The organism is Burkholderia sp. A9, from assembly GCF_000801975.1.
The window spans coordinates 44,798-61,587 of the sequence record NZ_JSZN01000003.1 but is presented as its reverse complement, the minus strand read 5'-3'; the positions used below and the strand labels follow the sequence as shown (position 1 = coordinate 61,587).

Genomic DNA, 16,790 nt, shown 5'->3' with positions numbered 1-16,790 from the left:
GGCGTTCAGTCCTTCGCGACGTGCGCACGCACACGGTAGACGAGATGCGGATGCTGCTCGACGAGCGTCCAGTCGGTCCACGCCTCGCTGCCGACCGACAGCCCGGGGTGGCTCGCGACGATCTGTCGCGGCGACGCGGGCACGCACGGATCGCTGCGCGTCGCGTTTTCGTCGTCGAGGGTTTCCTGCACGTCGAGCGCGAGCGACACGGTGTTCGCGGTGGCGTCGACGGTGAGCGGCGCGACCGTCACCGAACGCGAGCGCTCGGTCGGCACGACGCGCGCGGCATTGCCGCAGCCGACGGGCACGGCGGACGGATAGCGATGGGTATCGGTGCGGGTCTGACCCACGGTGGTGCGCTGCTGGAACGTGTCGATCGTCTGACCGTCGCGTAGCACCTGGATCTCCCACGCGACGCTGGCCGGTGCGGGGCTTTGTGCGTGAGCGGCGAGCGCGACGCTCGCGAGCAGGACGGCCAGGCCGTGTTTCAGCATGAAACTTCTCCGGAAACGCGGGGTAGCGGGTAACGGACGCACATCTTACGCCCGATCGATTTGGACGATGGTGTGACAGGACGGGGCGCCGCAGGTTCGCCGCACGATTCGGTCCTGATCGAAAGGTAGGTGCGCGTCACACGTTTTCAAGCGAAAAAGCGCGCGAACTCGGCGACGCTCGCGCGCTCGGTGACGAGGCGATTCTCGATCGCGTCCGGATCCGCATGGCCGAGCGACATCCCGCAGACGAGCTGTTGGTTGGCCGGTATGTCGAGGTGCTCGGCAACGACCCGGTGAAACGGCACGAACGCGGCCTGCGGGCAGGTATCGAGGCCGCGTGCGCGCGCGGCCGTCATCACGCCCTGCACGAACATGCCGCAGTCGAGCCACGCACCGTGCGTCATCACGCGGTCGAGCGTGAAGAACAACGCGACCGGCGCATCGAAGAAGCGGAAATTGCGCGCGTGCTGTGCGTGCATGCGCGCCTTCTCGTCGCGGCCGATGTTCAACAGCCCGTACAGGTCCCAGCCGACCTTGCGGCGCCGGTCGATATACGGCGACACCCATTCGCGCGGATAGTAGTCGTACTCCGCGACGTATTTTTCGTCGCGCGCCGGATCGTCGTAGGCGGCCGTCAGCGCCGCGGCGAGTGCGTCGCGGGTCGCGCCGGTCGCGACGTACACGTGCCACGGCTGGATGTTGGTGCCGGACGGCGCGCGGCTCGCGGCTTCGAGGATCGCCTCGAGCGTGTCGCGCGGCACGGGTGTCGGCAGGAACGCGCGAATCGCGCGACGCGACTTGAGCGCGGTGTCGACGGTGTCGACGGCGTCGACCGTGGGGAGCGCGTCGGTGTCGACGCGCGGGGAAGCGGCGGGGGCGGGCATCGGCATACCTTCGGAACGAAGCGCGACGCGCCGCGCGGGCGCCGTCGGCGAGGCCGGCGCGGCGGCCGGTGAACTATCGATGATACGCCGCGCCGCGCGACGCTGCAGCGCACGCGCGCTGTTAGCAGCAGACTCGCTCGGCTGCTTGCTTGCACGCGGTTGCGGGATCGCTACACTGAAATCGTAAGGGTCTGATGGTGGTGTGACGGCAGCGGCAGCGAGGTTGGTATGACGACGGCGATGGTGAAACAGGAACTGGCGGTGGCGTCCTTCAGCATGGTGTACGACCTCGAGCAGGTCGAGGCGGCGCTGAACGACCTGAACGAGAGCGCGAGCGACGCACTGCGCGCCACCTACGAGCGAATGCTCAAGACCGGCAATCTGCGCTTTTGCGTAAAGCCGAACCGCATGCCGTCGTTCGACGAGCTCGGCGACGCGCTGCCCAATTTCACCGAGCCGCTCGGCGACGTGCGCAAGCAGGTCGCGCTGTGCCTCGAGACGGACGATCGGCTCGAACTGATGCCGATCCTGCTGCTCGGGCCGCCCGGCATCGGCAAGACGCATTTCGCGAAGGCGCTCGCGCAGCTGCTCGGCACCGCGTATCACTACGTTCCGATGAGTTCGCTGACGGCCGGCTGGATCCTGTCGGGCGCGTCGTCGCAATGGAAGAACGCGAAGCCGGGCAAGGTGTTCGAAGCGCTCGTCAACGGCAGCTATGCGAACCCGGTGATCGCGGTCGACGAGATCGACAAGGCCGGCAGCGATGCGCAATACGATCCGCTCGGCGCGCTGTATGCGTTGCTCGAGCACGACACTGCGCGCGCGTTCGTCGACGAATTCGCCGAAGTGCCGATCGATGCGGGCAACGTGATCTGGGTCGCGACTGCGAACGACGCGCAGGCGATTCCGGAGCCGCTGCTGAACCGGATGAACGTGTACGAGATCGCGCCGCCGGACGCGGCCGGCGCGCGTCGGATCGCGCAGACCATTTACGACGAGATCCGCACGTCGCACGCGTGGGGGCGGCGCTTCCCCGACGCGCTCGACGACGACGCGCTCGACGTGCTGGCCGCGACGCCGCCGCGCACGATGCGTCGCGCACTGCTGCATGCATTCGGCGCCGCGCGGCTCGATGGCCGCGACGTGATCGCGCCCGGCGACATCCGCGCCGACGAGGGCGCGGCGAAGCGCCGGCCGATCGGCTTCTGAGCCGGCGGCGCGCGCGTCGCGACGGGCATCGCGACGCGCGCGCACGCGCGGATGCAGATGCATTCGGCAAGCGGGCGAACCGGGACGTACAATTCATTTCCCTCCCCTCGACGCGTGAGCGACGCGAAACGCTATGGAGCAGATGGATTGTGTGGTGATAGGCGCCGGCGTCGTCGGTCTGGCGATTGCGCGGGAACTGGCTGCGCGCGGGCGCGAGACGATCGTGCTCGAGGCGGCCGATGCGATCGGCACGGGCACGAGTTCGCGCAACAGTGAGGTGATCCACGCGGGGCTCTACTACCCGCGCGGCTCGCTGAAGGCGATGTCGTGCGTGCACGGCCGCGACCTGCTGTACCAGTTCTGCGATACGCATCACGTGCCGCACCGGCGCGTGGGCAAGCTGCTGGTCGCGACGAGCGCCGCGCAGGTGAAGCAACTGAAGGCGATCGCCACGCGCGCGGCGGAAAACGGTGTGTTCGACCTGATGCCGCTCACGCGTACCGAGGCGCAGACGCTCGAGCCCGCGCTCGAATGCGTGGAGGCGCTGTTCTCGCCGGCCACCGGCATCGTCGACAGCCACCAGCTGATGCTTGCGCTGCTCGGCGACGCGGAGCGCAACGGCGCCGTGTGCGCGCTGAAATCCCCGGTCGAGTCGATCGAGGTGTTGCGCGGCGGCTGCTTCGTCGTGCGCACCGGCGGCGACGCGCCGACCGAAATCGAGGCGACGTGCGTGATCAACAGCGCGGGCCTCGGCGCGCAGGCGCTCGCGCGCCGTATCCGCGGCCTCGACCCGCGCTGGGTGCCGCCGCTGTATCTCGCGCGCGGCAACTACTTCAGCCTGTCCGGGCGCGCGCCGTTCTCGCACCTCGTGTACCCGATGCCCGACCGGGCGGGGCTCGGCGTGCACCTGACGCTCGACATGGCCGGGCAGGCACGCTTCGGCCCGGACGTCGAATGGGTCGATGCGCTGCGCTACGAAGTCGATCCGGCGCGCGCGCAGGCGTTCTACGCATCGATCCGCGCATACTGGCCGGAATTGCCCGACGACGCGCTGCAGCCGGCTTACGCGGGAATCCGCCCGAAGCTCGTGGGGCCCGGCGAGCCGCCGGCCGACTTCATCGTGCAGGGCGCCGCGCAGCACGGCGTGCGCGGGCTCGTGAACCTGTTCGGCATCGAGTCGCCAGGGCTCACCGCGTCGCTCGCGCTCGCGCAGCGCGTGGGCGACATGACGTCGCATGCATGACGGATCCGGCCCGCACCCGCGCGGGCCGGATGCGTGAAATCCCCGTGTGAAATCCCTTATCTCCGGCATTTCGGCGCGCACATTTATTCGCTTGGCGGTTATTCTGTTGAACGGCTGTCGCCAGAACAGCTTTCAAACCGATAACGTTGGAGCGAGTCCCCCATGAAAACATCCCGTCGGAGTTTCCTGATTTCGAGCGTTGGCGTCGTGTCCGCGCTGGCGCTGTCGCGCGAAGCACTGGCCGATGCGCCGATGCTGTCGGAAACGGATCCGACCGCAGTGGCGCTCGGCTACAAGGCCGATGCCACGAAGGTCGACAAGACGAAGTATCCGAAATACGCAGCGGGCCAGGATTGCGCGGCCTGCATGCTGTACCAGGGCAAGAAGGGCTCGGCTTCCGGCCCGTGCGGCGCATTCCCCGGCAAGCAGGTGTCAGCGAAGGGCTGGTGCAGCGCATTCTCGAAGATGGGTTGATGTCCGCGGCGGCATCGTGCGATGCCGCAATGTGGCGAAAACCGCAAAACGCCCGCCGTCGGACGATGGCGGGCGTTTTTTATGCTTGAAAACGGTTCCGTCGCTTTCTACACTCGCTGCAAACCAGCGCGCCGTGGCCACCCCGCGCGCCGCGCCGCCCGACACGGCGAATCCACGAGGAAGAGGCACGCATGGCGACGATTGCGAATTCAACCAAAACGATCCGGCCCGAGCGTGCGCTGAACCGGCGCGCAGTCGCGGCGGCCGTGATCGGCAACGCGCTCGAGTGGTACGACTTCACGGTGTTCGGCTTCATGACGGTCGTGATCGCTGAACTGTTCTTCCCGACTTCCAGCGAGTACTCGTCGCTGCTGCTGACCACCGCGACGTTCGGCGTCGCCTTCTTCATGCGCCCGATCGGCGGCATCGTGTTCGGGCTGTACGCGGATCGCGCAGGCCGCAAGGCTGCGCTGTCGCTCGTGATCCTGCTGATGACGGCCGGCATCTTCCTGCTCGCGATCGCGCCGCCGTATGCTGCGATCGGCATCGGCGGCCCGCTCCTGATCGTGTTCGGCCGCCTGCTGCAGGGCTTCTCGGCGGGGGGCGAATTCGGCAGCGCGACCGCACTGCTGATCGAGGCCGCGCCGTTCTCGAAACGCGGCTTCTATGGCAGCTGGCAGATGGCGAGCCAGGCGGCCGCGCTACTGATTGGCGCGCTCGTCGGCGCGGCCATCACGCGCGGGCTGTCGCACGACGCGCTGCGCAACTGGGGCTGGCGCGTGCCGTTCATCCTCGGGCTGGTGATCGGCCCGATCGGCTTCTATATCCGCCGTCATCTCGCCGATTCCGAAGCGTTCCTGCATGCGCAGCAAAGCGCGCGCCGCGCGACGCTCGGCGAGGTGTTCACGCGCCACCCGCGCGAGGTGCTGTGCGGGCTCGGCTCGGTGATCGCGCTGACGGTGACGATCTACGTGCTGATCAGCTATCTGCCGACGTTCGCGGTGAAGCAGCTGAAGCTGCCCTATGCGGAATCGTTCTACGCGGTGATCGTCGGCAACCTGCTGCTGATGGTGCTGTCGCCGGTCGCGGGCGCATGGTCGGACCGCATCGGCCGCAAGGGGCTGTCGCTGTGGTCGCTCGTGCTGACGCTCGTGCTGATGTATCCGCTGTTCGCATGGCTCGACGCGGCGCCGAGCATCGGCCGGCTGATCGCGGTGCAGGCCGTGCTGTCGGTGACGCTCGCGGGCTACTACGGGCCGTTCGGCGCGATGATCGCCGAGCTGTTCCCGGCCAACGTGCGCTCGACCGGGCTGTCGATCGCGTACAACGTCGCGGTGATGCTGTTCGGCGGCTTCGGGCAGTTCATCGTCACCTGGCTGATCAAGGTGACGGGCTCGCCGCTCGCGCCGACCTATTACGTGATGGCGGGGCTCGTGCTGTCGATCGTCGCGGTCGCGTTCGTGCCGGCGCGCAGCGCGGATCTCGACGCGCCGGCCTGACGGCGCGCGGCCGTCCATCGATCCTTTCAATCGACGTAACGATGGCCGGCAGGTCCCGGAAAAGCGCGTGACGCACGTTCGCGTTCGCGTACGAAATGTTTAGTTGCCGAAGGAAACGTGCGCGGGATGATCGAAATGGCCGCTTGCGCGCGCAGAGGCACTTTTCGCGTGCGCAAGACATCCGCAAAAACCCGTGTGGGCGCGTGTAGAAGAGTTTTTTCTCCAGCTTGTTGCAAAATCGCTAGCTCAAGTAATATCCGCGTACCCGGCCCCCCTGGGGGACCGGTTCCGATCTGGAGACCTGGAGGAAACATGGAATACAACCGTCTGTTGCACACCCTGCGTGTTACCGCCATTGCAGGCGTGGCAGCGGCATCGCTCGGCGTCGCGGGTTCTGCATTCGCACAGATCCCGAACAAAACGCTCGTCTACTGCTCAGAAGGCAGCCCGGCGGGTTTTGATTCCGCGCAATTCACGACCGGCGTCGATTTCACCGCCGCCACGTTCACCGTCTACAACCGTCTCGTCGAATTCGAGCGCGGCGGCACCAAGGTCGAGCCGGGCCTCGCCGAGAAGTGGGACGTCTCGTCCGACGGCAAGGTGTACACGTTCCACCTGCGCCACGGCGTGAAGTTCCACGCGACCGACTTCTTCAAGCCGACGCGCGAGTTCAATGCGGACGACGTCGTGTTCTCGTTCGAGCGCATGCTCGATCCGAACCAGCCGTTCCGCAAGGCGTATCCGGTGTCGTTCCCGTACTTCACCGACATGGGCCTCGACAAGCTGATCACGAAGGTCGAGAAGGTCGATCCGTACACCGTGAAGTTCACGCTGTCCGAGCCGAACGCGCCGTTCATCCAGAACATGGCGATGGAATTCGCGTCGATCCTGTCGGCCGAATACGGCGATCAGTTGATGAAGGCCGGCAAGGCCGCCGACATCAACCAGAAGCCGGTCGGCACGGGCCCGTTCATCTTCCGCAGCTACACGAAGGACGCGACGATCCGTTTCGACGGCAATCCTGATTACTGGAAGAAGGGCGCGGTGAAGGTGTCGAAGCTGATCTTCTCGATCACGCCCGACCCGGGTGTGCGCGTGCAGAAGATCAAGCGCAACGAATGCCAGGTGATGAGCTATCCGCGTCCGGCCGACATCGCGACGCTGAAGGCCGACTCGGGCATCGACATGCCGTCGCAGCCGGGCTTCAACCTCGGCTACCTCGCGTACAACGTCGAGCACAAGCCGGTCGACAAGCTCGAAGTGCGTCAGGCGCTCGACATGGCGATCAACAAGAAGGCGATCCTCGAGTCCGTGTACCAGGGCGCAGGCCAGGCCGCCAGCGCGCCGATGCCGCCGACCCAATGGTCGTACGACAAGAACCTGAAGATGGCCCCGAACGACACCGAGAAGGCGAAGGCGCTGCTCGCGAAGGCCGGCTATCCGAACGGTTTCGACATCACGCTGTGGGCGATGCCGGTGCAGCGCGCGTACAACCCGAACGCCCGCCTGATGGCCGAGATGATTCAGGCCGACTGGGCGAAGATCGGCGTGAAGGCGAAGATCGTCACGTACGAGTGGGGTGAGTACATCAAGCGCGCGCACACGGGCGAGCAGGACACGATGCTGATCGGCTGGACGGGCGACAACGGCGACCCCGACAACTGGCTCGGCACGCTGCTCGGCTGCGAAGCGATCAAGGGCAACAACTTCTCGCACTGGTGCTACAAGCCGTTCGACGAGCTGATCCAGAAGGGTCGCACGACGACGGGCCAGGACGCGCGCACGAAGATCTACACGCAGGCCCAGCAGATCTTCGCGCAGCAACTGCCGTTCTCGCCGATCGCGAACTCGACGGTCTACCAGCCGGTACGCAAGAACGTGGTCGACATGCGCATCGAGCCGCTTGGCTACGCACGCTTCGACGGTGTCGGCGTGAAGTAATACGGCCCGTGTAAGCTGTCCAGGAAGATCGAGACCGGCTAACTCATCCGGCGGCGGGAGGCCAAAAGCTTCCCGTCGCCGGTCGCACATTTCCCACAAGAAAATACGAGACGCATCATGTTCACATTCGTGTTGCGCCGCGTGGGCATGGTGATCCCGACCTTCATCGGCATCACCATCCTGGCGTTTGCGCTGATTCACCTGATACCGGGCGACCCCATCGAAGTGATGATGGGCGAGCGCGGCGTCGATCCCGCGATGCATGCGGAGGCAATGAAACGCCTCGGGCTCGACCAGCCGCTGCCCATGCAGTACATCCACTACATCGGCCGGGCGCTGCACGGCGACCTCGGCACGTCCATCATCACCAATACCAGCGTCGCGGGCGAGTTCTTCGCGCGCTTCCCGGCGACCGTCGAGCTGTCGCTGTGCGCGCTCGTGTTCGCGCTCGCGGTCGGGCTGCCGGCCGGCGTGATCGCCGCGCTGCGACGCGGCTCGGTCGTCGATCACGGCGTGATGGGCACCGCGCTCACCGGCTACTCGATGCCGATCTTCTGGTGGGGGCTGATCCTCATCATGGTGTTTTCGTCCTACCTCGGCTGGACCCCCGTGTCGGGGCGCATCGCGGTCGAATACGACTTCCCGCACCCGACCGGCTTCATGCTGATCGACGCGCTGCTCGCGCCGGATGAAGGCTCGTTCAAGTCGGCGGTCAGCCACCTGATCCTGCCTGCGATCGTGCTCGGCACGATCCCGCTCGCGGTGATCGCGCGGATGACGCGCTCGTCGATGCTCGAAGTGCTGCGCGAGGACTACATCCGCACCGCACGCGCAAAGGGGCTGTCGCCCGCACGCGTGGTCGTCGTGCATGCGCTGCGCAACGCGCTGATCCCGGTCGTCACCGTGATCGGCCTGCAGATCGGCACGCTGCTTGCCGGCGCCGTGCTGACCGAGACGCTCTTTTCGTGGCCCGGTGTCGGCAAATGGCTGATCGATGCGATCGGCCGCCGCGACTATCCGGTCGTCCAGGGCGGCATCCTGCTGATCGCGACACTCGTGATCGTCGTGAACCTGGTCGTCGACCTGCTGTACGGCGTGCTGAATCCGCGCATTCGCCACACGAGGTAATTCCATGAGCAATCTGCAAAACACCCTGCCGACCGAATCCGCGCCGGCCGGCGGCCGTGCGCTCGCGCTGCGCGAGTTCTGGGCCAACTTCTCGCGCAACCGCGGCGCCGTCGGTGCCGGCATCGTCGTGCTGGTGCTGATCCTGGTCGCAGTGTTCGCGCCGCTGATCGCGCCGCACAGCCCGGTCGAGCAATACCGCGACTTCGTGAAGATCCCGCCCGCGTGGCTCGACGGCGGCAACTGGAAGTTCATCCTCGGCACCGACGAAGCGGGCCGCGATATTCTGTCCCGCCTGATGTTCGGCGCGCGGATGTCGTTCTGGATCGGCTTCGTGTCGGTCGTACTCGCGCTGATCCCCGGCATCGTGCTCGGGCTGGTCGCCGCGTTCTTCCAGAAGTGGGCCGACACGGCCGTGATGCGCATCATGGACGTGCTGCTCGCGCTGCCGTCGCTGCTGCTCGCGGTCGCGGTCGTCGCGATCATCGGCCCGGGTCTCACCAACACGATGTTCGCGATCGCGATCGTCGCGCTGCCGGCCTACGTGCGTCTCACGCGCGCATCGGCGCTCGGCGAGCTGCAGAAGGAGTACGTGACGGCGTCGCGCGTGGCCGGTGCCGGCACGCTGCGCCTGATGTTCTCGCAGGTGCTGCCGAACTGCACGGCACCGCTGATCGTGCAGGCGACGCTCGGCTTCTCGTCGGCCATCCTGGATGCGGCCGCGCTCGGCTTCCTCGGCCTCGGCGTGCAACCGCCGACCGCCGAGTGGGGCGCGATGCTTGCATCCGCGCGCGACTACATCGACAACGCATGGTGGATCGTGACGATGCCCGGCCTGTCGATCCTGATTTCGGTGCTCGCAATCAACCTGCTCGGCGACGGGCTGCGCGACGCGCTCGATCCCAAACTGAAGCGGATGGCCTGACATGACCCAGAATCTTCTGACCATCCGCAATCTCGCGGTGAACTTCAACGGCCTGCCCGCCGTCGACCGGATCAACCTGTCGATCGCGCCGGGCGAGGTGGTGGGCGTCGTCGGCGAATCGGGCTCGGGCAAGAGCGTGACGATGATGGCGCTGATGGGCCTGATCGACGCACCCGGCAAGGTGACGGCCGACGAGGTCACGTTCAACGGCGTGGACCTGCTGAAGGCGTCGCCGAAGGCGCGGCGCAAGATCGTCGGCAAGGACATCGCGATGGTGTTCCAGGACGCGCTGACGAGCCTGAACCCGAGCTACACGGTCGGCTACCAGATCAAGGAGGTGCTGAAGCTGCACGAAGGGCTGCGCGGCGACGCGTTGCACCGGCGCGCGCTCGAACTGCTCGACCAGGTCGGGATTCCCGATGCGAAGAACCGCATCACGGCGTTCCCGCACCAGATGTCGGGCGGGATGAACCAGCGCGTGATGATCGCGATGGCGGTCGCGTGCAATCCGAAGCTGCTGATCGCCGATGAGCCGACCACCGCGCTCGACGTGACGATCCAGGCGCAGATCATGGATCTGCTCGTGAAGCTGCAGAAGGAGCGCGGCATGGCGCTCGTGCTGATCTCGCACGATCTGGCCGTGGTGTCGGAGGTCGCGCAGCGCGTCGCGGTGATGTATGCGGGCGAGGTCATCGAGACCAATCGCGTGCCGGACATCTTCCGTGCGCCGCATCATCCGTATACCGAAGCGCTGCTCGCGGCGATTCCCGAGCACAATCAGGGGGCGCGTCGCCTTGCCGCATTGCCCGGCATGGTGCCCGGCCGCGATGATCGCCCGTCCGGGTGCCTGTTCGCGCCGCGCTGCAAGTATGTCGTCGACGATTGCCGCAAGGCACGTCCGGCGCTCGATACGCTGGTGTCCGGCAACGATGCGATGCGTGCGCGCTGCATCAAGCCGCTCAATGTTTCCAACCTCGACCTGACGGGAGGCGCACGATGAATGCAGTCCACGAAACGCGTGCCACGCCGCACGACGAGGACGCGGTGCTGGTCGCCGACCAGCTCGCGAAGCACTACACGGTCAAGCGCGGGATGTTCGGGCAGGGCACGGTGAAGGCGCTGAACGGCGTGTCGTTCACGCTGAAGCGCGGCAAGACGCTCGCCGTCGTCGGCGAGTCGGGCTGCGGGAAATCGACGCTCGCGCGCCAGCTCACGATGATCGAGACGCCCACCGCGGGCAGCCTGGTGATCGACGGCAAGAACGTGGCCGGTGCGAACCGCGAGACGGTCGCCGACCTGCGCCGCCGCGTGCAGATGGTGTTCCAGAACCCGTTCGCGTCGCTGAACCCGCGCAAGACCGTCGAGCAGACGCTCGCCGAGCCGCTCGAGATCAACACGAACCTGACGGCCACCGAGCGCGCGCAGCGCATCGCGCAGATCATGCGCACGGTCGGCCTGCGGCCCGAGCATGCGAAGCGCTATCCGCACATGTTCTCGGGCGGCCAGCGCCAGCGGGTCGCGATCGCGCGCGCGATGATCCTCGATCCGCGGATCGTCGTCGCCGACGAGCCGGTGTCCGCGCTCGACGTGTCGATCCAGGCGCAGATCCTGAACCTGTTCATGGATCTGCAGGAGCAGTTCAAGACGAGCTACGTGTTCATCTCGCACAACCTGTCGGTGGTCGAGCACGTGGCGGACGACGTGATGGTGATGTATTTCGGCAGTGTCGCCGAGCTCGGCGACAAGGCGACGATCTACGCACGGCCGCGCCATCCGTACACGCGCGCGCTGATGTCGGCGACGCCGGCGATCTTCGAAGAAGACCGCCGGATCCAGATCAAGCTGCAGGGCGAGCTGCCGTCGCCGCTCAATCCGCCGTCGGGCTGCGCGTTTCACCAGCGCTGCCCGTACGCGGTCGAGCGCTGCCGCGTCGAGGAACCGCAGCTGCGCGACGTCGACGGACGCCGCGTGGCCTGCCATCGCGCCGAGGAGGTGGGGGAGGCGAATGCCTGATGGTTTGGCGGCGCGCGCGCCTGGCGTGCGCCGTTCGGGGGCCGGCAGCGCGCGTGTGATGCGCGCGTGCCGCAACGCACGGCGCTGGAGCGTGCGCACGGTCACGGGCGCGGCGCTGGCCGGCGCGTGCGTGGCCGCCAGCGTGCTGGTTCCCGTCGACGCCGCGCGTGCCGAAGGGCGCGCGCCGGCGAGTTCGCCGATCCGTCCGTCGCAGGTTCCGCCACCGGGCTTGAACCTGCCGGGCTTCCACGTGCCGTCCGTGTCGAACGGCACGGTCGCGCGCGGCACGGTGCGTGTGCAGCCTGCGCGCATGCCGTTCTATGTCGCCACCAAGGGCAAGGTCACGCTGTACGTGCTCGGCACGCTGCATACGGGCGACCCGTCCGACTACCCGCCCGCCCAGCCGTTCCGGCCGCGCATCCTCGCGGCGCTCGCCGCGTCGCCGACGGTCGCGCTCGAGCTGTCGCCCGACGATCTGCTCGAATCGCAGGACGACGTGTCGAAGTACGGCGTGTGCCGCTACCCGTGCCTGCAGCGCATGCTGCCCGAGCCGCTGTGGCAGCGGCTCGCGGCGCGCCTGCGCGGCAACCCGGCCGCGCTCGCGGAGATCCGCCGGATGCGGCCGTGGCTCGCGGCGCTCGTCGTCGAGACCTACGACTCGCTGTCGGCCGGCCTGCAGACCGAGTACGGCACCGAGGCGCAGTTGCAGAACGTGTTCCTGAAGAAGACGGGTGGCCGCGTGATCGGGCTCGAGACGCTCGCCGAGCAGATGCGCGCATTCACTGGGCTGACGCTCGCCGAGCAGCGCGAGATGCTCGCCCAGGACATGGTGCAGACCCCGGCGCAGAACGCCGACGACATCAAGGCGCTGCACCGGCTGTGGCAAATTGGCGACGCCGACGCGATCTCGGCGTGGGCGGTTGCGAAGAGCGAGCGGCTGGCCCGTTCGAAGGCACTGTCGGCGTCGATCGACAACAAGATCCTGTACGAGCGCAACCGGCGCTTCGTTGCACGGATGACGGCAATCGCCGCGCCGAACCGGCCGCTGTTCGTCGCGATCGGCGCGCTGCATCTGGGTGGCCAGCGCGGTGTACTCGAATTGTTGCGCCAGCAAGGATACCGGGTCGACGCGAACTGATCCCGGCAGGTCGCATGGACAGATCTCCCTCTGTCTGATCGATGGCGCGCACGCGCTGCGAGGCGCTGGTGCAGCCGTGCGCACCGATAAGGAAAACCCTCGAATCTTCAGAAAATAGCGTTTAAAACGATTGACATCCGGTTCTGGCAATCTCTATTCTTCATCCCACAAGTTGAAAAAATGAAAAGAATAGAAAAAGTTCTACGGGGTAGCAAAAACAAAGCGCGGGGTTAGCGTAGCCGGCACGTGATGTACGTGCCGGCCACGGAGTGTCTGCATGCACGGCGGGGCCAAACATCGTCGGCAGAACAAATGCATGCGACAGACTTGCAGATAAGCGACGTTCCGTCGTCCGACCGGGGGAAGCGGTAATCGGGCGGCGGCGGACGTTTTTTGATCCGGAGCATCTTTCCGGTCGCCGTCGACCGACGGCTTCGGGGGGCGAATCGACAGACGGCGAAGTCCGCGGCGATTGCGCCAACAGAAAAGCGCCACGAGGGCGCTTTTTTCTTTGGTGCGGCGGTTTTCGTCCGGCGACGGCGGGGACCGGGGGCCGGGGGGCCGGGGACGTTACGCGCCTTCGTCGGCCTGCAGCGCGCCGGGCGCGACGACGTCGACGCCCGCTGCCTCGAGTGCCGTGCGGATCCGCTTCGCGAACGCCAGCGCATGCGGGCCGTCGCCGTGCAGGCAGACGGTCTGCGCATTGAGCGGCACCCATTCGCCGCTCACCGCGCGCACCTGCCGCTCGCGCACCATGTCGAGCGTGCGCGCAAGCACGGTGTCTTCATCGTCGATCAGTGCGCCGGGCTGGCTGCGCGGCACCAGCGAGCCGTCCGCGCGATAGCCGCGATCGGCGAACACTTCCTCGACCGCGGCGAGACCCGCATGCCGCGCGGCCGCGACGAACAAGCTGTTCGCGAGCCCGAACACGGCGAGCGACGGGTCGAAGTCGTGGATCGCGGACACCACCGCGTCGGCGATCATCGGGTCGCGCGCGGCCTGGTTGTACAGCGCGCCGTGCGGCTTCACGTGCGCGATGCGGCCGCCTTCGGCCTGCGCGATCGCCGACAGCGCGCCGAGCTGGTACAGCACGCCCGCGTAGATCTCGCCGGCCGGCAGCTGCATTTCCTTGCGGCCGAAATTCTCCGGATCGTGAAAGCTCGGGTGCGCGCCGATCGACACGCCTTTCTGCACGGCCCAGCGCACGCAGTCGCGCATCGCATTGGGGCCGCCGGCATGCCAGCCGCACGCGATGTTCGCCGACGTGACGAGATCGAGCAGCGCCTCGTCCGATCCGCATCCTTCACCGAGATCGGCATTCAGATCGATTTCCATGATGTCCCTCGTCCACTGGTGGCGTGGCGCGTCCTCCGTGCCGCTGTTGCCATTGTCACGCCGCGCGCGATTGCGCGCGGCGGCGCGTTTCCTCGCGCATCTCGATCGCGACGTCGATCTGCCGCAGATACGCACGTTCCGCGGTCAGCGCGGCGCGCGCGGCGTCGGGCGTCGTGCGCACGAACCGGATCGGCAGGTTGAGCCGCGCCTGTGCGAGTTTCCATAGATCCGCGCGAATCACCGTGCCGATCTTCGGATAGCCGCCGGTGGTCTGCGCATCGTGCATCAGTACGATCGGCTGGCCGTTCGGCGGCACCTGGATCGTACCGGGCAGCACCGCGTGCGACAGCAACTCGGCCGGCCGCTCGCGTACGAGCTCGGCGCCGGCGAGCCGGTAGCCCATCCGGTTGCTGTTCGCGGTGACGAGCCATTCCTCGTCCCAGAACGCCTGCTGCGAGTCGGCCGCGAACGATGCGTAGTCGGGACCCGGCAGTACGCGCACGGGCATCGCCCACGGCGCATGCGCGGGGCGGTGGCGACGCGGCGGCTCGTCGACCCGCACGAACGCGCACCAGGTGGGCGCCTTCACGCCGAATTCGGGTGCGTCGGCTGCCAGGCAGCCCGCGCCGGCCGGCGGCACGCCGACCGGGAGCCGATCGCCGTCGCGTAGCGTGCGGCCGCCGAGGCCGCCGAAGCGCGACGCGAGATCGGTGCTGCGCGAGCCGAGCATCGGCAGCACGTCGATGCCGCCCGCGATGCACAGGTAGCCGCGCATTCCGCGTTTCGCGGCCGGCAGCACGAGCGTCTGCCCGGCTTCGACCGGCAGGCTCCACCACGAATACACGGGCTTGCCGTCGAGCGTCGCGCCGAATTCGGTACCGGTGATCGCGATGCGCGTCGCGCGCGTGAAGCGGAACGCGGCTGGGCCGATCGTGATCTCGACCGCCGCCGCGTCAGCGCGGTTACCGACGAGCCGGTTGCCGACTTCGAGTGCGAGGCCGTCGAGCGCGCCGCCCTGCGCGACGCCGAGATGGCGCGTGCCGCGGCGGCCGAGATCCTGCACGGTCGACAGCGGGCCGGCGCGCACCACCTCGATGGTGCCCGGTGCGGTGTTCTGGCTCATGTCGCATCGACTCCCGCAATGGTGAAGCGCACGTGGTCGCCGGGCAGCAGCAGCGTCGGCTGCGGCCGGGCCGGGTCGAACAGCACGTGCGACGTACGGCCGATCAGCTGCCAGCCGCCGGGCGACGTGGCCGGATAGATGCCGGTCTGCGCACCGCCGATGCCGACCGAGCCGGCCGGCACTTCCAGCCGCGGCGCGGCGCGGCGCGGCGTGTGCAGCGACGCGTCGAGGCCGCCGAGATACGCGAAGCCCGGCTGGAACCCGACGAAGAACACGACGTATTCGCCGGCCGCATGGCGTGCGACGACCTCGTCGGTCGACAGCCCCGTGTGCGCGGCGACGGCCGCCAGGTCGGGGCCGGCCGCACCGCCGTATTCGACCGGAATCTCGATCTCCCGGCCGTCCGCGTGCTCGACGTCGGCCGTCTCCCACGCGTCGCGCAGCGCCGGCGTGAGCGACTCGGCCGTCGCGGCGAGCGCGTCGAACACGATGGTCAGGTTGTTCATGCCCGGCACGACGTCGATCACGTCGGGCCACGCGCGCGCGGCCTCGGCGACGGCCCAGACGCGGCGCTGGCAATCGAGCGTGGCGGGCGGCGGCACCTCGCAGACGAGGGCGGCATCGCCGAGCGGATAAATGCGGGGTTGCGTCATCGGACTGGCACGGTTCGGACGGCAATGTTAGCGCACATTGTCAATAAGATATCGATAACTTACCAATAAGCGTTTTTGCCTAGCTCGCGTGCCGATGCTTCTGTCGTACACTCGGCACACCCTGACAACCTGCTTGCTCCGCATGTCCATGAAGCGTCCTCCGACCAAGATCGTGTCATCCGAACACCTCGTTTCCGATTCGAGCGCGGAGCTGTCGGAACTCGAATACGGGCTCATCATGGCCGGCAATGCGTTCAACCGCTGGATGGTGCGCTGCATGTCGGCCGCGGGCGCGAAGGACATGACGGCGGTCGAGGTGTCGCTGCTGCATCACGTCAGCCATCGCGAACGCAAGAAGAAGCTCGCCGACATCTGCTTCGTGCTCAATATCGAGGATACGCACGTCGCGACCTATGCGCTGAAAAAACTGATCGCCCGCGGCTATGTGAAGAGCGAGAAGAGCGGCAAGGAAGTGTTCTTCTTCGCGACCGACGCGGGCCGCGATCTGTGCCTGAAGTATCGGGAGGTGCGCGAACATTGCCTGATCGAGACGCTGAAGGACAGCGGCCTCACCAACGAGCAGATCGGTGACGCGGCGCAGCTGCTGCGCCACGCATCGGGCCTCTACGACACCGCCGCGCGCGCGGCGGCGTCGTTGTAAACGATTGCGGACGGTGCGCTGAGCGACGGTGCGCGCAGCATGATGCTGACGCGCGTCCGGCGCTGGCCGCTCC

Annotated in this window: 16 protein-coding genes; 11 read left to right on the top strand and 5 right to left on the bottom strand. The window is 67.3% G+C overall.

Annotated features, from left to right (window positions below; all coding sequences use genetic code 11):
* Window positions 1-5: 5 nt before the first annotated feature.
* Entirely contained in the window at window positions 6-494 is a 489-nt protein-coding gene (locus PI86_RS01220; protein WP_039317864.1) for a hypothetical protein, read from the bottom strand.
* Between the two features lie 146 nt (window positions 495-640).
* Window positions 641-1,378 (bottom strand): nitroreductase, encoded by a 738-nt coding sequence (locus PI86_RS01215; RefSeq protein ID WP_039318209.1) that lies wholly within the window; start codon window positions 1,376-1,378, stop codon window positions 641-643.
* A gap of 228 nt (window positions 1,379-1,606) precedes the next feature.
* Here PI86_RS01215 and PI86_RS01210 point away from each other — a divergent pair, with 228 nt between their 5' ends.
* From PI86_RS01210 to PI86_RS01165, 10 genes are all read left to right on the top strand, one after another.
* Window positions 1,607-2,587 (top strand): AAA family ATPase, encoded by a 981-nt coding sequence (locus tag PI86_RS01210; RefSeq protein ID WP_039317861.1) that lies wholly within the window; start codon window positions 1,607-1,609, stop codon window positions 2,585-2,587.
* 133 nt (window positions 2,588-2,720) lie between these two features.
* Window positions 2,721-3,830 carry an NAD(P)/FAD-dependent oxidoreductase gene (locus PI86_RS01205; protein ID WP_039317858.1) on the top strand — a complete coding sequence of 370 codons (1,110 nt, stop codon included), beginning with the start codon at window positions 2,721-2,723 and terminating at the stop codon, window positions 3,828-3,830.
* Window positions 3,831-3,992: 162 nt separating this feature from the next.
* The gene (locus tag PI86_RS01200; RefSeq protein ID WP_014895772.1) at window positions 3,993-4,304 is read left to right on the top strand and encodes a high-potential iron-sulfur protein; all 312 of its coding nucleotides are present in this window, start codon (window positions 3,993-3,995) and stop codon (window positions 4,302-4,304) included.
* A gap of 191 nt (window positions 4,305-4,495) precedes the next feature.
* Complete coding sequence (locus PI86_RS01195; protein WP_039317855.1) at window positions 4,496-5,803, top strand: MFS transporter; 1,308 nt, start codon at window positions 4,496-4,498, stop codon at window positions 5,801-5,803.
* 312 nt (window positions 5,804-6,115) lie between these two features.
* Window positions 6,116-7,744 carry an ABC transporter substrate-binding protein gene (locus tag PI86_RS01190; protein WP_014895774.1) on the top strand — a complete coding sequence of 543 codons (1,629 nt, stop codon included), beginning with the start codon at window positions 6,116-6,118 and terminating at the stop codon, window positions 7,742-7,744.
* Between the two features lie 117 nt (window positions 7,745-7,861).
* A complete protein-coding gene (locus PI86_RS01185; protein WP_014895775.1) occupies window positions 7,862-8,872 on the top strand; it encodes an ABC transporter permease subunit in 1,011 nt (336 codons plus the stop codon).
* Window positions 8,873-8,876: 4 nt separating this feature from the next.
* The gene (locus PI86_RS01180) at window positions 8,877-9,794 is read left to right on the top strand and encodes an ABC transporter permease subunit (RefSeq protein ID WP_039317851.1); all 918 of its coding nucleotides are present in this window, start codon (window positions 8,877-8,879) and stop codon (window positions 9,792-9,794) included.
* Window position 9,795: 1 nt separating this feature from the next.
* A complete protein-coding gene (locus tag PI86_RS01175) occupies window positions 9,796-10,794 on the top strand; it encodes an ABC transporter ATP-binding protein (protein ID WP_014895777.1) in 999 nt (332 codons plus the stop codon).
* Window positions 10,791-11,807: a peptide ABC transporter ATP-binding protein gene (locus PI86_RS01170; RefSeq protein ID WP_014895778.1), complete on the top strand. Its 1,017-nt coding sequence runs from the start codon at window positions 10,791-10,793 to the stop codon at window positions 11,805-11,807. Before PI86_RS01175 ends, PI86_RS01170 begins: the two co-directional genes overlap by 4 nt.
* Entirely contained in the window at window positions 11,800-12,945 is a 1,146-nt protein-coding gene (locus PI86_RS01165; RefSeq protein ID WP_014895779.1) for a TraB/GumN family protein, read from the top strand. The genes PI86_RS01170 and PI86_RS01165 overlap by 8 nt, the downstream gene beginning before the upstream one ends.
* Window positions 12,946-13,515: 570 nt before the next feature.
* Here the strand turns inward: PI86_RS01165 and pxpA are convergent.
* From pxpA to pxpB, 3 genes are read right to left on the bottom strand one after another with little or no spacing between them, the layout of a single operon-like run.
* A complete protein-coding gene (pxpA, locus tag PI86_RS01160; RefSeq protein WP_014895780.1) occupies window positions 13,516-14,280 on the bottom strand; it encodes a 5-oxoprolinase subunit PxpA in 765 nt (254 codons plus the stop codon).
* A 55-nt stretch (window positions 14,281-14,335) separates the two neighbouring features.
* Complete coding sequence (locus tag PI86_RS01155; RefSeq protein WP_039317847.1) at window positions 14,336-15,403, bottom strand: biotin-dependent carboxyltransferase family protein; 1,068 nt, start codon at window positions 15,401-15,403, stop codon at window positions 14,336-14,338.
* The gene (gene pxpB, locus PI86_RS01150; RefSeq protein ID WP_014895782.1) at window positions 15,400-16,056 is read right to left on the bottom strand and encodes a 5-oxoprolinase subunit PxpB; all 657 of its coding nucleotides are present in this window, start codon (window positions 16,054-16,056) and stop codon (window positions 15,400-15,402) included. The genes PI86_RS01155 and pxpB overlap by 4 nt, the downstream gene beginning before the upstream one ends.
* Before the next feature lie 148 nt (window positions 16,057-16,204).
* On the opposite strand from pxpB, the gene PI86_RS01145 reads away from it, so the two are divergent.
* Window positions 16,205-16,717, top strand: a complete 513-nt coding sequence (locus tag PI86_RS01145; protein WP_014895783.1) for a winged helix DNA-binding protein — start codon at window positions 16,205-16,207, stop codon at window positions 16,715-16,717.
* Window positions 16,718-16,790 lie beyond the last annotated feature (73 nt).

Bases quoted from the DNA above. Each gene is read 5' to 3' on its own strand.
- PI86_RS01210 (WP_039317861.1), top strand. From the start codon at position 1,607: ATGACGACGGCGATGGTGAAACAGGAACTGGCGGTGGCGTCCTTCAGC.
- PI86_RS01185 (WP_014895775.1), top strand. From the start codon at position 7,862: ATGTTCACATTCGTGTTGCGCCGCGTGGGCATGGTGATCCCGACCTTC.
- PI86_RS01220 (WP_039317864.1), bottom strand. From the start codon at position 494: ATGCTGAAACACGGCCTGGCCGTCCTGCTCGCGAGCGTCGCGCTCGCC.
- PI86_RS01215 (WP_039318209.1), bottom strand. From the start codon at position 1,378: ATGCCCGCCCCCGCCGCTTCCCCGCGCGTCGACACCGACGCGCTCCCC.
- PI86_RS01145 (WP_014895783.1), top strand. From the start codon at position 16,205: ATGAAGCGTCCTCCGACCAAGATCGTGTCATCCGAACACCTCGTTTCC.
- PI86_RS01170 (WP_014895778.1), top strand. From the start codon at position 10,791: ATGAATGCAGTCCACGAAACGCGTGCCACGCCGCACGACGAGGACGCG.
- PI86_RS01190 (WP_014895774.1), top strand. From the start codon at position 6,116: ATGGAATACAACCGTCTGTTGCACACCCTGCGTGTTACCGCCATTGCA.
- PI86_RS01205 (WP_039317858.1), top strand. From the start codon at position 2,721: ATGGAGCAGATGGATTGTGTGGTGATAGGCGCCGGCGTCGTCGGTCTG.
- PI86_RS01175 (WP_014895777.1), top strand. From the start codon at position 9,796: ATGACCCAGAATCTTCTGACCATCCGCAATCTCGCGGTGAACTTCAAC.
- pxpA (WP_014895780.1), bottom strand. From the start codon at position 14,280: ATGGAAATCGATCTGAATGCCGATCTCGGTGAAGGATGCGGATCGGAC.
- PI86_RS01155 (WP_039317847.1), bottom strand. From the start codon at position 15,403: ATGAGCCAGAACACCGCACCGGGCACCATCGAGGTGGTGCGCGCCGGC.
- PI86_RS01195 (WP_039317855.1), top strand. From the start codon at position 4,496: ATGGCGACGATTGCGAATTCAACCAAAACGATCCGGCCCGAGCGTGCG.
- PI86_RS01165 (WP_014895779.1), top strand. From the start codon at position 11,800: ATGCCTGATGGTTTGGCGGCGCGCGCGCCTGGCGTGCGCCGTTCGGGG.
- PI86_RS01180 (WP_039317851.1), top strand. From the start codon at position 8,877: ATGAGCAATCTGCAAAACACCCTGCCGACCGAATCCGCGCCGGCCGGC.
- pxpB (WP_014895782.1), bottom strand. From the start codon at position 16,056: ATGACGCAACCCCGCATTTATCCGCTCGGCGATGCCGCCCTCGTCTGC.
- PI86_RS01200 (WP_014895772.1), top strand. From the start codon at position 3,993: ATGAAAACATCCCGTCGGAGTTTCCTGATTTCGAGCGTTGGCGTCGTG.